Source organism: Pseudomonas abietaniphila (genome assembly GCF_900100795.1).
Lineage (GTDB): Bacteria > Pseudomonadota > Gammaproteobacteria > Pseudomonadales > Pseudomonadaceae > Aquipseudomonas > Aquipseudomonas abietaniphila.
Genome location: NZ_FNCO01000026.1, coordinates 1 through 15023, shown reverse-complemented (window position 1 = coordinate 15023; position 15023 = coordinate 1). Strand labels below are relative to the sequence as shown.

The window sequence follows — 15023 nt, the reverse complement described above, 5'->3', positions numbered from 1 at the left end:
GTTTTACAAAAAGCCGCTACTACTTAGGCTTCTTGGTACCGTACTTCGAACGACCCTGGTTACGGCCTTTAACGCCGGAAGTGTCCAAGGAGCCGCGAACGGTGTGGTAACGAACACCTGGCAAGTCTTTTACACGGCCGCCACGGATCAGGACCACGCTGTGCTCTTGCAGGTTGTGGCCTTCACCGCCGATGTACGAGGAAACCTCGAAACCGTTGGTCAGACGCACACGGCATACTTTACGCAGTGCCGAGTTAGGTTTTTTCGGCGTAGTGGTGTACACGCGAGTGCACACGCCACGACGTTGCGGGCAGTTCTGCAGCGCAGGTACGTCGGATTTCTCGACGATACGCTTACGCGGCTGACGTACCAGCTGGTTGATAGTTGCCATCTACTAGCTCCACTGTTGTCTTGCGACGCTATTGTCTTACAAGAAAAGCAAAATGGCAGGACACACGTCCCGCCAAATTTAGGGGTACAAGAGTCTAAAGAGGATCCTGCCCCCAGTCAAGGCAAAGCCCCGACCTCAATGCCCACCCGCTCACAGCAAACAACCTGTCAGTTTTGGGCGGACATTGAGATCAGGGCCCTACTCTCAATTACTGCTTGAGTTCAACGCTTCGGTCAGCGCGGCTTCAACTTCGCTCGCACTCACACGCAACGGCTTGTCAGCATCACGACGACGCTTACGCTCGCTGTGATAAGCCAGACCGGTACCAGCCGGGATCAAACGACCCACGACCACGTTTTCTTTCAGGCCGCGCAGGTAGTCGCGCTTGCCGGTTACAGCCGCTTCGGTCAGTACGCGAGTGGTCTCCTGGAAGGAGGCCGCCGAGATGAACGATTCGGTGGACAACGATGCCTTGGTGATACCGAGCAACACGCGAGTGAACTTCGAGATGAATTTTTCGTCCGCCGCAAGGCGCTCGTTCTCAACCAGTACATGCGTCAACTCCATCTGGTCGCCCTTGATGAAGCTCGAATCACCCGACTCGGAGATCTCGACCTTACGCAGCATCTGACGAAGAATCGTTTCGATGTGCTTGTCGTTGATCTTCACGCCCTGCAGGCGATAAACGTCTTGAATCTCGTTGACGATGTATTTCGCCAGAGCGCTGACACCCAGCAGACGCAGGATGTCATGCGGATCGCTAGGACCGTCGGAGATAACCTCACCGCGGTTCACTTGCTCACCTTCGAAGACGTTCAGGTGACGCCACTTAGGAATCAGCTCTTCGTACGGATCGCTACCGTCGTTCGGTGTAATCACCAGACGACGCTTACCCTTGGTCTCTTTACCGAAGGCGATCGTACCGCTGACTTCTGCCAGGATCGACGCTTCTTTCGGGCGACGCGCTTCGAACAAGTCGGCAACGCGCGGCAGACCACCGGTGATGTCACGGGTCTTGGAAGTCTCTTGCGGAATACGGGCGATAACATCACCCACGCCCACTTGAGCGCCGTCCGCAACACCGACCAGGGCGTTAGCAGGCAGGAAGTACTGAGCCGGTACGTCAGTACCCGGCAGCAGCAGATCCTTGCCATCGATACCAACCATCTTCACGGCAGGACGGATGTCCTTACCTGCAGCAGGACGGTCTTTGGCGTCGAGTACTTCGATGTTGGTCAGACCGGTCAATTCGTCGGTCTGGCGCTTGATCGTAATACCTTCTTCCATGCCCACGTAGGTCACGGTACCTTTCATTTCGGTAACGATCGGGTGAGTGTGCGGATCCCACTTGGCTACGATAGAGCCAGCGTCGACCTTGTCGCCTTCCTTCACCGAGATCACTGCACCGTAAGGCAGCTTGTAACGCTCACGCTCACGACCGAACTCGTCAGCGATCGCCAGCTCACCGGAACGCGATACAGCGACCAGGTTACCGTCGAGACGCTCTACATGCTTCAGGTTGTGCAGACGGACGATACCGCCGTTTTTCACCTGAACGCTGTCGGCAGCGGAAGTACGGCTTGCCGCACCACCGATGTGGAACGTACGCATGGTCAGCTGGGTACCCGGCTCACCGATCGACTGAGCAGCGATAACGCCGACAGCTTCACCGATGTTCACCTGGTGACCACGGGCCAGATCGCGACCGTAGCACTTGGCGCAGATGCCGTAACGGGTTTCGCAGCTGATTGGCGAGCGTACGATCACTTCGTCGATGCTGTTCAGCTCGATGAATTCGACCCACTTCTCGTCTACCAGGGTACCGGCCGGAACGATGACGTCCTCGGTGCCAGGCTTGAACACGTCACGGGCGATGACACGACCCAGTACACGTTCGCCCAAAGGCTCTACCACGTCGCCGCCTTCAATGTGCGGCGTCATGACCAGGCCCTGTTCGGTGCCGCAGTCCACTTCGGTCACAACCAGGTCTTGTGCCACGTCAACCAGACGACGAGTCAGGTAACCGGAGTTCGCGGTTTTCAACGCGGTATCCGCCAGACCTTTACGAGCACCGTGAGTCGAGATGAAGTACTGGAGTACGCTCAAACCTTCACGGAAGTTCGCGGTGATCGGCGTCTCGATGATAGAGCCGTCCGGCTTGGCCATCAGACCACGCATACCGGCCAGCTGACGAATCTGTGCTGCGGAACCCCGCGCACCCGAGTCAGCCATCATGTACATCGAGTTGAACGACTCTTGGTCCACGGTTTCGCCGTGGCGGTCGACAACCTTCTCCTTGGAGAGGTTCGACATCATCGCCTTGGAAACTTCGTCGTTCGCCTTGGACCATAGGTCGATGACCTTGTTGTACTTCTCGCCCTGGGTTACCAGGCCGGAGGCGTACTGACTTTCGATCTCTTTAACTTCTTCGGTCGCCGCGTCGATGATGCGTGCTTTCTCATCCGGGATAACGAAGTCGTTAACACCAATGGAAACACCCGAAATCGTCGAGTAGGCAAAACCGGTGTACATCAGCTGGTCAGCGAAGATGACGGTCTCTTTCAAACCCACCACGCGGTAGCACTGGTTGATCAGCTTGGAGATCGCCTTTTTCTTCATAGGCTGATTGACCACGTCATACGACAGGCCAGCCGGTACCACCTGGAACAGCAACGCACGGCCGACGGTCGTGTCGACGATGCGGGTATTGGTCACGCTGCCGCCATCACGATCATTCACGGTTTCGTTGATACGAACCTTGATCTTGGCGTGCAGAGCAGCTTCGCCGGCGCGGAATACGCGGTCGACTTCCTGCAGATCCGCGAACACACGACCTTCGCCTTTGGCGTTGATCGCTTCACGGGTCATGTAGTACAGACCCAGTACAACGTCCTGCGACGGAACGATGATTGGCTCACCGTTGGCTGGCGACAGAATGTTGTTGGTCGACATCATCAGCGCGCGCGCTTCCAGCTGGGCTTCCAGCGTCAGCGGCACGTGAACGGCCATCTGGTCACCGTCGAAGTCGGCGTTGTAAGCCGCGCAGACCAGAGGGTGAAGCTGGATGGCCTTACCTTCGATCAGAACCGGTTCAAACGCCTGGATGCCCAGACGGTGAAGGGTTGGCGCACGGTTAAGCAACACTGGGTGTTCGCGGATGACTTCTGCGAGAACGTCCCACACTTCCGGCAGTTCGCGCTCGACCATCTTTTTCGCAGCTTTGATGGTGGTCGCCAGACCACGCATTTCCAGCTTGCCGAAAATAAACGGCTTGAACAGCTCGAGCGCCATCTTCTTAGGCAGACCGCACTGGTGCAGACGCAGGGTCGGGCCTACGGTAATGACCGAACGACCTGAGTAGTCAACACGCTTACCGAGCAAGTTCTGACGGAAACGACCCTGCTTACCCTTGATCATGTCAGCCAGGGATTTCAGAGGACGCTTGTTGGAACCAGTGATGGCACGACCGCGGCGACCGTTGTCGAGCAGCGCATCCACAGCTTCCTGCAGCATACGTTTTTCGTTGCGCACGATGATGTCCGGAGCGGACAGGTCCAGCAGGCGCTTCAAACGGTTGTTACGGTTGATCACTCGACGATACAGATCGTTGAGGTCAGACGTCGCGAAACGACCGCCATCCAGTGGAACCAGTGGACGCAGATCTGGCGGCAGAACCGGCAGAACGGTCAACACCATCCACTCAGGCAGGTTGCCGGAACCCTGGAAGGCTTCCATCAACTTCAGGCGCTTGGACAGCTTCTTGATCTTGGTCTCGGAGTTGGTTTGCGGAATTTCTTCGCGCAGACGGCCAATCTCGTGTTCCAGATCGATAGCGTGCAGCAGCTCGCGGACAGCCTCGGCACCCATGCGGGCGTCGAAGTCATCACCGAACTCTTCGAGGGCTTCGAAGTACTGCTCATCGTTCAGCAGCTGACCTTTCTCAAGGGTGGTCATGCCTGGATCGATAACGACATAGCTCTCGAAATAGAGAACGCGTTCGATATCACGCAGGGTCATGTCCATCAGCAAGCCGATACGGGACGGCAGCGATTTCAGGAACCAGATGTGGGCAACCGGGGACGCCAGTTCGATGTGAGCCATGCGCTCACGACGGACTTTGGCCAGTGCAACCTCAACGCCGCACTTCTCGCAGATCACGCCACGATGCTTCAAGCGCTTGTACTTACCGCACAGGCACTCGTAATCCTTTACCGGGCCAAAGATCTTGGCGCAGAACAGGCCGTCACGCTCAGGTTTGAACGTACGGTAGTTGATGGTTTCCGGCTTTTTAACTTCACCGAACGACCACGAACGGATCATCTCAGGCGATGCCAATCCGATACGGATGGCGTCGAACTCTTCGACTTGACCCTGGTTTTTCAGCAAATTCAGTAGGTCTTTCAAGGCCTTTCCTCCTGGCGGAGCAGAGAGTGGTCATACCGACCCACCCTCGATTCGCGTCACGTGTTATTCGGTTTCCAGATCGATATCGATACCGAGCGAACGGATTTCTTTGATCAACACGTTGAAGGACTCGGGCATGCCCGGCTCCATACGGTGATCGCCGTCCACGATGTTTTTGTACATCTTGGTACGACCGTTCACATCGTCCGACTTCACTGTGAGCATTTCTTGCAGAGTGTATGCCGCGCCGTATGCTTCCAGCGCCCAGACCTCCATCTCCCCGAAACGCTGACCACCGAACTGCGCCTTACCACCCAGCGGCTGCTGGGTAACCAGGCTGTAGGAACCAGTGGAACGCGCGTGCATCTTGTCGTCCACCAAGTGGTTCAGCTTCAGCATGTACATGTAGCCAACAGTTACCGGACGCTCGAATTTGTTACCGGTACGACCGTCGAACAGTTGCATCTGGCCACTGTCCGGCATGTCCGCCAGGCGCAGCATCGCCTTGATTTCGCTTTCCTTGGCACCGTCAAAAACAGGGGTTGCCATCGGAACGCCGCCGCGCAGGTTCTTCGCCAGATCCAGAATTTCCTGATCAGACAGGTCGTCCAGGCTTTCCTGACGGCCGCCAATCTCGTTATAGATCTCGTTCAGGAACTTGCGCAACTCAACGACTTTACGCTGCTCTTCGAGCATACGGTTGATCTTCTCGCCCAGTCCTTTAGCCGCGAGGCCCAGGTGGGTTTCGAGAATCTGACCAACGTTCATACGCGAAGGTACACCCAACGGGTTGAGGACGATATCCACCGGCGTGCCATTGGCATCGTGCGGCATGTCTTCAACCGGCATGATCACGGAGACCACACCTTTGTTACCGTGGCGACCGGCCATTTTGTCGCCCGGCTGAATGCGGCGACGGATGGCAAGGTAGACCTTGACGATTTTCAGCACGCCTGGAGCCAGGTCATCGCCTTGCTGCAACTTGCGCTTCTTGTCTTCGAACTTGTCGTCCAGCAGACGGCGACGATCAACGATGTAAGCCTGGGCTTTTTCGAGTTGCTCGTTCAGCGCGTCTTCAACCATGCGCAGCTTGAACCACTGGCCATGCTCAAGACCGTCGAGTACTTCGTCGGTGATTTCCTGACCTTTCTTCAGGCCGGCACCACCTTCAACCGTACGACCAACCAACGCGGAACGCAGACGTTCGAAGGTTGCACCTTCTACGATACGGAACTCTTCGTTCAGATCCTTGCGGATCTCGTCCAGCTGGCTCTTCTCGATCGACAGAGCACGAGCGTCACGCTCTACGCCGTCACGGGTGAAGACCTGTACGTCGATGACCGTACCCTTGGTACCGGTCGGCACACGCAGGGAGGTATCTTTAACATCGCTGGCCTTCTCACCGAAGATCGCACGCAGCAGCTTCTCTTCTGGTGTCAGTTGGGTCTCGCCCTTCGGAGTGACCTTGCCGACCAGAATGTCGCCGGCGCCGACTTCAGCACCCACATAAACGATACCGGCTTCATCCAGTTTGTTCAGCGCTGCTTCACCCACGTTAGGGATGTCAGCGGTGATTTCCTCTGGACCAAGCTTGGTATCACGAGCCACACAGGTCAGTTCCTGGATGTGGATCGTAGTGAAACGGTCTTCTTGAACAACACGCTCGGACAGGCAGATGGAGTCTTCGAAGTTGAAGCCGTTCCAGGCCATGAACGCGATGCGCATGTTCTGACCAAGAGCCAGTTCACCCATGTCGGTGGACGGACCGTCAGCCATGATGTCGCTACGCTGAACGCGATCACCCTTGCTCACCAGCGGACGCTGGTTGATGCAGGTGTTCTGGTTCGAGCGGGTGTACTTGGTCAGGTTGTAGATGTCGACACCGGCTTCGCCTGGCTCAACTTCGTCATCAGCAACGCGAACAACAATACGGCTTGCGTCGACGGAGTCGATGACGCCGCCACGACGGGCAACGACGCAAACACCGGAGTCACGCGCAACGTTGCGCTCCATGCCGGTACCCACCAGCGGCTTGTCGGCCCGCAGAGTCGGTACAGCCTGACGCTGCATGTTCGAACCCATCAACGCACGGTTGGCGTCGTCGTGCTCGAGGAACGGAATCAACGACGCTGCAACCGAAACAACCTGCTTCGGCGAAACGTCCATCAGGGTGACGTCTTCCGGCGCCTTGACGGTGAACTCGTTCAGGTGACGAACAGCTACCAGCTCATCGATCAGATGACCTTTGTCGTTCATGGTCGCCGAAGCTTGGGCGATCACGTGATCGGCCTCTTCGATGGCGGACAGGAAGACGATCTCGTCGGTAACCAGGCCTTCTTTCACCACACGGTACGGGCTTTCCAGGAAGCCATACTGGTTGGTGCGGGCATAGGCTGCCAGCGAGTTGATCAGACCAATGTTCGGACCTTCCGGCGTTTCGATCGGGCAAACACGACCGTAGTGCGTCGGGTGTACGTCACGAACTTCGAAGCCCGCACGCTCACGGGTCAGACCGCCAGGGCCGAGTGCGGAAACGCGACGCTTGTGGGTGATCTCGGACAGCGGGTTGTTCTGGTCCATGAACTGCGACAGCTGGCTGGAACCGAAGAACTCTTTTACCGCGGCGGCGACTGGCTTGGCGTTGATCAGGTCCTGAGGCATCAGGCCTTCGCTTTCTGCCATCGACAGACGCTCTTTGACCGCACGCTCAACACGCACCAGACCTACACGGAACTGGTTCTCAGCCATCTCACCTACGCAACGAACACGACGGTTACCGAGGTGGTCGATGTCGTCGACGATGCCTTTGCCGTTACGGATATCGACGAGGGTCTTGAGAACCGCAACGATATCTTCCTTGCAGAGAACACCCGAACCTTCGATCTCGGTACGGCCGATACGACGGTTGAACTTCATCCGGCCAACAGCCGACAGATCGTAACGCTCTGGGCTGAAAAACAAGTTGTTGAACAGGGTCTCGGCAGCATCTTTGGTTGGCGGCTCGCCAGGACGCATCATCCGATAGATTTCGACCAAAGCTTCCAGCTGGTTGCCAGTCGAATCGATTTTCAGGGTGTCAGAGATGAACGGACCGCAATCGATGTCGTTGGTGTACAACGTTTCGATACGGACAACCTGAGCCTTGGCGATTTTCGCCAGGATCTCAGTGTTCAGCTCGGTGTTGCACTCAGCGATGATCTCGCCAGTAGCCGGGTGGACGATCGCCTTGGCGGTCGTGCGACCCAATACGTAGTCCAGCGGGACTTCGAGCGCCTTGATGCCGGCTTTCTCGAGCTGGTTGATGTGGCGCGCAGTGATACGACGCCCTTGCTCGACGATGACCTTGCCCTTGTCGTCCAGGATGTCCAGAACGGCAATTTCACCGCGCAGGCGCTGAGGCACCAACTCCAGGCTCAGGGACTCGCCATGAACGTGGAAAACGTTGGTGGTGTAGAACGCGTCCAGCACCTCTTCAGTGGTGTAGCCCAGTGCACGGAGCAGAACCGATGCAGGGAGCTTGCGGCGACGGTCGATACGGACGAATACACAGTCCTTAGGATCGAACTCGAAGTCCAGCCACGAACCACGATAAGGAATGATGCGAGCGGAATACAGCAGCTTGCCCGAGCTGTGCGTTTTACCGCGGTCGTGGTCGAAGAACACGCCCGGGGAACGGTGCAGTTGGGAAACGATGACACGCTCGGTACCGTTGATTACGAAGGTACCGTTTTCAGTCATCAGGGGGATTTCACCCATGTAGACTTCTTGCTCTTTGATGTCCTTGATCGCTTTGTTCGACGATTCTTTGTCGAAAATGATCAGGCGCACTTTTACCCGCAAAGGTACGGCGTACGTCACACCGCGCAGCACGCATTCCTTGACATCAAACGCCGGTTCGCCCAGGCGATAACCAACGTACTCCAGAGCAGCATTGCCGGAGTAGCTGATGATCGGGAAAACGGATTTGAAGGCCGCATGCAGGCCCACGTCGCGGAACTGATCTTTAGTCGCTCCCGCTTGCAAGAATTCACGATACGAATCCAGCTGGATGGCCAGGAGGTAAGGCACATCCATGACGTCCGGCAACTTGCTAAAGTCCTTGCGGATACGTTTTTTCTCAGTATATGAGTAAGCCATCAGCGTTCCCCAGCTTGGTCACCTGCTTGTTTGGCCTCTCCCGACGGGAGTGACCAGAAAATCTTGCAAACCCCATGGTTTGCGCCACCGTTCGAGGTGGTTGAAGCACGTTAGTGGCACCGACCTGATCGGTCGCCAATAACGGAAAAAGGCCGGTGGCAGAAGCCACCAGCCATCAGCCTTTCGCTTAACGCTTGGGCTGGAGACGCAAGGTCGATGCTTACTTCAGCTCGACTTTAGCGCCTGCTTCTTCCAGAGCAGCTTTGGCTTTGTCAGCAGCGTCTTTTGCTACTGCTTCCAGAACCATTGCTGGAGCGCCGTCAACGACTGCCTTGGCTTCTTTCAGGCCCAGACCGGTCAGTTCACGAACTGCTTTAATAACGTTAACTTTCTTCTCGCCAGCTTCGGTCAGCATGACGTTGAATTCGGTTTGCTCTTCAACAACAGCGGCAGCAGCAGCTGGACCAGCCGAGGCAGCAGCAGCGCTAACGCCGAATTTTTCTTCGAAAGCTTTGATCAGCTCAACAACCTGCAGAACGGACATTTCAGCTACGGCGTTGAGGATATCGTCTTGAGAGATAGACATGACTCTAATTCCTGAATTGTGTGAGGGCCTAGGCGGCCTTCGAAATAAACAAAAATACGCGAGAAGAGGTGTGCGGCCTTAGGCTGCAGCAGCTTCTTTCTGTTCGCGAACTGCCGCCAGCGTACGAGCCAATTTGCTGGTAGCGCCTTGAATCACGCTCATCAGCTGAGAAATTGCTTCGTCACGGGTCGGCAAGGTTGCCAGTACGTCGATCTGATTAGCTGCGAGGAACTTGCCCTCGAACGCAGCTGCCTTGATCTCGAACTTGTCCTGACCCTTAGCGAATTCTTTGAACAAACGGGCAGCAGCGCCTGGATGTTCGTTGGAGAACGCGATCAAGGTCGGGCCGGTGAACGCATCGTTGAGGACACTGTATTCAGTGTCAGCAACGGCGCGCTTGAGCAGGGTGTTACGTACGACACGTACGTAAACGCCAGCTTCACGAGCCTCTTTACGGAGTCCGGTCATCGCGCCTACTGTTACGCCACGGGCATCAGCCACGACAGCGGACAGAGCGACTTTGGCAGCCTCGTTGACTTCAGCGACGATGGCCTTCTTGTCTTCGAGTTTAATTGCCACGGGTTTAACTCCTGCTTGTTACCGTTTCATCTGGCCGAAGCCTGATGTCGTTTTGGTGTCTGATTCGGTAAGGAACCGGGAGCACCATCTGCGTAGGCTTGTGTTTTAAGACTTGCGCCGCCTACGGTCTTGGATAGCCCCCGCCAGGCAGGGACCCCAATATTTGCAAAGGTGCGGTTACCCGCACCCTGCCGGTCTTACGCGTTCAACGAACCTTGGTCGATGACCAGGCCTGGACCCATGGTGGTGCTCAGGGTAACGCGCTTGACATAGATACCTTTCGAGGAAGCTGGCTTGATACGCTTCAGATCAGCGATCAGTGCTTCAACGTTCTCACGCAGCTTGTCGGCATCAAAGCCAACTTTGCCTACGGAAGTGTGGATGATGCCGTTTTTGTCGGTGCGATAACGAACCTGACCCGCTTTAGCGTTTTTGACCGCGTTAGCTACGTCTGGAGTAACGGTACCGACTTTCGGGTTTGGCATCAGACCACGTGGACCGAGGATCTGACCCAGCTGACCTACAACACGCATTGCGTCCGGGGAGGCAATAACGACGTCATAGTTCAGGTCGCCGCCTTTCATTTCGGCAGCCAGGTCGTCCATACCAACGCGATCAGCACCGGCAGCCAAAGCAGCTTCAGCAGCTGGGCCCTGAGTGAAGACAGCGACGCGAACGGTCTTGCCAGTGCCGTGTGGCAGCACGGTAGCGCTACGAACAACCTGGTCAGATTTACGCGGGTCAACACCGAGGTTCACAGCAACGTCAACGGACTCGCTGAATTTAACGGTCGACAGCTCGGTCAGCAGAGCTGCGGCGTCATTGAAGCTATAGGACTTGCCAGCTTCAACTTTGGAAGCAATTGCCTTTTGGCGTTTGGTCAGCTTAGCCATTACACACCCTCCACGTTAAGGCCCATGCTACGAGCAGAACCGGCGATGGTACGCACGGCAGCTTCCATGTCAGCAGCGGTCAGATCAGCGTTTTTAACCTTCGCAATATCTTCCAACTGAGCACGGGTAACGGTGCCAACTTTGACGGTGTTCGGACGAGCCGAGCCGCTGGTCAGGCCAGCTGCTTTTTTCAACAGAACCGAAGCAGGGGTACTTTTGGTTTCAAAAGTGAAGCTACGGTCGCTGTAAACAGTGATGATCACTGGAGTCGGCAGACCTGGCTCAAGACCCTGAGTACGGGCGTTGAAAGCCTTGCAGAATTCCATGATGTTCACGCCGTGCTGACCCAGAGCCGGACCAACAGGTGGGCTTGGGTTAGCCTGAGCGGCTTTCACTTGAAGCTTGATGTAAGCGGTAATCTTCTTGGCCATGAGGCACTCCAATTACGGGTTCAAACGCCTCGAAAGGCTCCCCGGTTACTTGCGCGTTTATCCCAGTGACGAAAAAACCCCACAGCCCAAGGCTGCGGGGTATGGGATTTCTAGCTCAGTTATGCCTTTTCGACCTGACTGAACTCGAGCTCCACCGGAGTAGAGCGTCCGAAAATAAGCACAGCCACTTGGATCCGGCTCTTTTCGTAGTTAACTTCCTCAACCGTACCGTTGAAGTCCGCGAACGGACCATCGGTAACGCGAACCACTTCACCCGGCTCGAACAACGTCTTCGGTTTCGGCTTGTCGCTGCCATCAGCAACACGACGGAGAATTGCTTCAGCTTCTTTATCGGTGATCGGGGCAGGTTTGTCTGCCGTCCCACCAATGAAGCCCATGACACGAGGAGTGTCCTTGACCAAGTGCCAAGTACCTTCATTCATGTCCATCTGGACCAGCACATAACCAGGGAAGAATTTACGCTCGCTTTTGCGTTTCTGGCCGTTACGCATCTCTACCACTTCTTCGGTAGGGACCAGAATTTCGCCGAAACCATCTTCCATGCCTGCCAGCTTTACACGCTCGATCAGAGAGCGCATAACATGCTTCTCGTAACCCGAGTAGGCATGCACTACGTACCAACGCTTAGCCACGGGACACCCTTAGCCGACGATCAAGGAAACAAGCCAGCCGAGCAGGGAATCTAGACCCCACAGCAGCAGCGCCATAACCAGAACCACAGCTACCACGATGAGGGTAGTCTGGGTGGTTTCTTGACGAGTAGGCCATACGACTTTACGAATCTCGGCGCGAGCTTCCTTGGCCAACACGAAGAAAGCCTTGCCCTTGCCTGTCTGCAACGCCACATAGGCTGCAACAGCTGCAATTACGAGCAAAGCAAGTACGCGATACAGGATTGGCTGCGCCGAGTAGTATTGATTTCCAACAACACCCACAACGACCAAAAGGACTACTACGAGCCACTTTACGACATCAAAACGGGAGTCTTGGGCTTCAGCCTTTGGATTCATCTACTAAAATCCTGTGAAAAGAAAGCCAGAAACGTTACGCGAATCTGGCAGGTCAGGAGGGAATCGAACCCCCAACCTACGGTTTTGGAGACCGTCGCTCTGCCAATTGAGCTACTGACCTAAAAGCAAAATCAGGCCGACCATTATGCTGGCCTGACAGGAAGATTTCAACAGCTATTCGACAAGCCCAACCTTCCGACACCATCGAATACTGCCAGCGATCAATCAGAACCAGGCCTCTAGCCGAAACACCGCCCCTGACAAACCACCTAAAACAAAGGCAGATACTTTCATATCTGCCTTAGTAATGGAGCTCTTGAGCGGATTTGAACCGCTGACCTCACCCTTACCAAGGGTGTGCTCTACCAACTGAGCTACAAGAGCGAAACGCATTGCACAACCAACAAAACTTGGAGCGGGTAGCGGGAATCGAACCCGCATCATCAGCTTGGAAGGCTGAGGTTCTACCACTAAACTATACCCGCCGAGCATGTTGCTTACGCTCGAAATTTGGTGGAGGGGGAAGGATTCGAACCTTCGAAGTCGTAGACGTCAGATTTACAGTCTGATCCCTTTGGCCGCTCGGGAACCCCTCCTAAGCGAGGCGACATTCTATCTCATGCCGCCCTTCTGTCAACCATTTTCTCAATAAAAACTTGAGGTTACAAACGTTGACTCTTGCTTCACGTGCATTTCAATTTGTCCTGCACTGCGAAGCGGGCGCCATTCTATGCAAACTAATCTGCAGTTGCAATGCCTTCACATGACATTATTTTACTTTTTAACTGCGGGAAGTCCTGCTTCAACCCACCTAGCAAAACATCGTCCACAAGACGACGACTGTCAGGTTCAACTTTTAACCAATAAATAGCGCCCAGATCATCCGACCGCCTGCCAAATCGAGTACGGATATCCAGGCTCGTCAAGCGTTGTTCGATTGTCTTCGCTTCGCTTTGCGCAACGCCACCGCCGAGATAGAGGCATTGGTTGTCAGCCTGGCGGGGAAACGAGTCGGAGGACTGGGCGCCAGACTCACTCAACAGACGGATATTCTGCTGAGCGCCCTTGAACAGCGACAGAGGCGCCACCTCCTTCGGCCTCAAGGGCGCTTCTTGCTGATGCCATACGTAGTAAAAGACATTCAACATTACCAAGAGCAAAAAAAACCAGCGCATAGCAACCTCATCACGACCCAAACAACAGCGATACGGCACTCAAGGCTGCCACAACGGCCTCGCCACCCTTAAATAAAATCAAATCACGTTTCGGGGGCAGCGCGCAGCCTAAGACTCAGCTCTCCACCACTGAAGCTTTGAATTTCAGCGCCTACTTTCAGGCGCAACGCACCGACTGCATCAATCCCGACAACCACACCCTCCACCGCGCTCGAACCTGCGAGCAGTGTCACGGGCCGCCCCTGCCAAAGATGGTTGGCTTCCCACTCTGCCTGGAAAGCACCGAACCCTGCCTCGCGATGAGCAGACAAATAGGCACTTAGCTCTTTATTCAGGCGCGCCACGATTTCGTTACGATCTATAACGCCACCATATTCGAGCAACATAGACGTCCAGGCTTGATCAACCTCCTCAGAGGCGCGCATGTTGACGTTGATACCAATGCCTATCACCACATGGCAAACATCCGCTGGATCCCCCGTCAGCTCCAGCAAGACGCCAGCCAGCTTGCGACCGCCCACTAGTACGTCATTAGGCCACTTTAATCCTGCTCCGTTTATTCCCATTTCTCGTAGCATTTTGACAACAGCCAGACCAACAAGGAGACTCAAACCCTCCAAACGACGCATCCCGCCATCGACACGCATTGCCAGGCTGTAATAGAGATTTTCGCCAAACGGACTCACCCATTTGCGACCTCGCCGGCCTCTACCTGCCGTCTGCCGCTCTGCAAGAACCAGGAGAGGTAACGGCTCCCCGCTTTCAATCAAACGCATGGCCTGGGCGTTAGTGGAGTCGATGCTGTCGTAAACATGAACAGCCCAATCCGCGTCCGCCTGATTTTTCTCGATCCACTGCGCATCTAACATGAATAGAGGGTCGGCAAGCCGGTAGCCGCGACCGCGCACCTTGTGGATTTCCAGTCCCGTCTCAGCCTCGAGCTGCTGTAGCTTTTTCCAGACAGCACTGCGACTTACCCCCATGACCGCTCCCAGGTCTTCGCCAGAGTGAAACTCTCCATCTTTCAGAAGCTTCAGTAACATCTGCATTCTTATTTCGCCTGTTGAGAGACATGCATGATATCTACCCACGCAGTACGCGCCTAGGACAGACAGATACCAACCTAAAGGCAACCTTTAACAGCAAGGGAGGCGTGATAAATAGCGATGTGAAATGTGGGCAACCTCCACCCCCGACGACTCTCGACGATGGAAAGGCATGAGAACGAGGAGCTTCGGCAACTGACAGGCAGTTAGATAGAACAATCATCTGCACGAGCTGAAGGGATTTTTCCGGGCGCAAAAACAAAACCCCATCTGCTTTCGCAAATGGGGTTTCGGAATTTAATCTTGACGATGACCTACTCTCACATGGGGAAACCCCACACTACCATCGG

Annotated in this window: 11 protein-coding genes and 4 tRNA genes; all 15 read right to left on the bottom strand. The window is 55.3% G+C overall.

The genetic code is table 11. The features are described from left to right. Positions 1–19: 19 nt before the first annotated feature. Positions 20–391 (bottom strand): 30S ribosomal protein S12, encoded by a 372-nt coding sequence (gene rpsL / locus BLS87_RS31150; protein ID WP_002555494.1) that lies wholly within the window; start codon positions 389–391, stop codon positions 20–22. A 204-nt stretch (positions 392–595) separates the two neighbouring features. Continuing rightward, positions 596–4795, bottom strand: a complete 4200-nt coding sequence (gene rpoC / locus BLS87_RS31145) for a DNA-directed RNA polymerase subunit beta' (RefSeq protein WP_074758954.1) — start codon at positions 4793–4795, stop codon at positions 596–598. A gap of 63 nt (positions 4796–4858) precedes the next feature. Then, on the bottom strand, positions 4859–8932 hold the full coding sequence (gene rpoB, locus BLS87_RS31140; protein WP_074758952.1) for a DNA-directed RNA polymerase subunit beta: 4074 nt from the start codon (positions 8930–8932) through the stop codon (positions 4859–4861). A 220-nt stretch (positions 8933–9152) separates the two neighbouring features. Further along, positions 9153–9518: a 50S ribosomal protein L7/L12 gene (gene rplL / locus BLS87_RS31135; protein WP_027617682.1), complete on the bottom strand. Its 366-nt coding sequence runs from the start codon at positions 9516–9518 to the stop codon at positions 9153–9155. 78 nt (positions 9519–9596) lie between these two features. After that, positions 9597–10097 (bottom strand): 50S ribosomal protein L10, encoded by a 501-nt coding sequence (gene rplJ, locus BLS87_RS31130; RefSeq protein ID WP_062384462.1) that lies wholly within the window; start codon positions 10095–10097, stop codon positions 9597–9599. Between the two features lie 197 nt (positions 10098–10294). Then, on the bottom strand, positions 10295–10990 hold the full coding sequence (gene rplA / locus BLS87_RS31125) for a 50S ribosomal protein L1 (protein WP_062384458.1): 696 nt from the start codon (positions 10988–10990) through the stop codon (positions 10295–10297). Further along, positions 10990–11421 (bottom strand): 50S ribosomal protein L11, encoded by a 432-nt coding sequence (rplK, locus tag BLS87_RS31120; RefSeq protein WP_062384456.1) that lies wholly within the window; start codon positions 11419–11421, stop codon positions 10990–10992. The genes rplA and rplK overlap by 1 nt, the downstream gene beginning before the upstream one ends. A gap of 119 nt (positions 11422–11540) precedes the next feature. Next, positions 11541–12074, bottom strand: coding sequence for a transcription termination/antitermination protein NusG (gene nusG, locus BLS87_RS31115; protein WP_002555501.1), 534 nt, complete (start codon positions 12072–12074; stop codon positions 11541–11543). A 9-nt stretch (positions 12075–12083) separates the two neighbouring features. Then, positions 12084–12452 (bottom strand): preprotein translocase subunit SecE, encoded by a 369-nt coding sequence (gene secE, locus BLS87_RS31110; protein WP_074758950.1) that lies wholly within the window; start codon positions 12450–12452, stop codon positions 12084–12086. Between the two features lie 45 nt (positions 12453–12497). Next, positions 12498–12573 (bottom strand) — tRNA-Trp (locus BLS87_RS31105). A 187-nt stretch (positions 12574–12760) separates the two neighbouring features. Continuing rightward, positions 12761–12836, bottom strand: a tRNA-Thr gene (locus BLS87_RS31100). Between the two features lie 27 nt (positions 12837–12863). Continuing rightward, positions 12864–12937 (bottom strand) — tRNA-Gly (locus tag BLS87_RS31095). 26 nt (positions 12938–12963) lie between these two features. Then, a tRNA-Tyr gene (locus BLS87_RS31090) sits at positions 12964–13048 on the bottom strand. Positions 13049–13189: 141 nt separating this feature from the next. Then, entirely contained in the window at positions 13190–13627 is a 438-nt protein-coding gene (locus BLS87_RS31085; RefSeq protein ID WP_074758948.1) for a hypothetical protein, read from the bottom strand. Between the two features lie 83 nt (positions 13628–13710). Then, positions 13711–14676: a bifunctional biotin--[acetyl-CoA-carboxylase] ligase/biotin operon repressor BirA gene (gene birA, locus BLS87_RS31080; RefSeq protein WP_074758946.1), complete on the bottom strand. Its 966-nt coding sequence runs from the start codon at positions 14674–14676 to the stop codon at positions 13711–13713. Between the last annotated feature and the right edge of the window lie 347 nt (positions 14677–15023).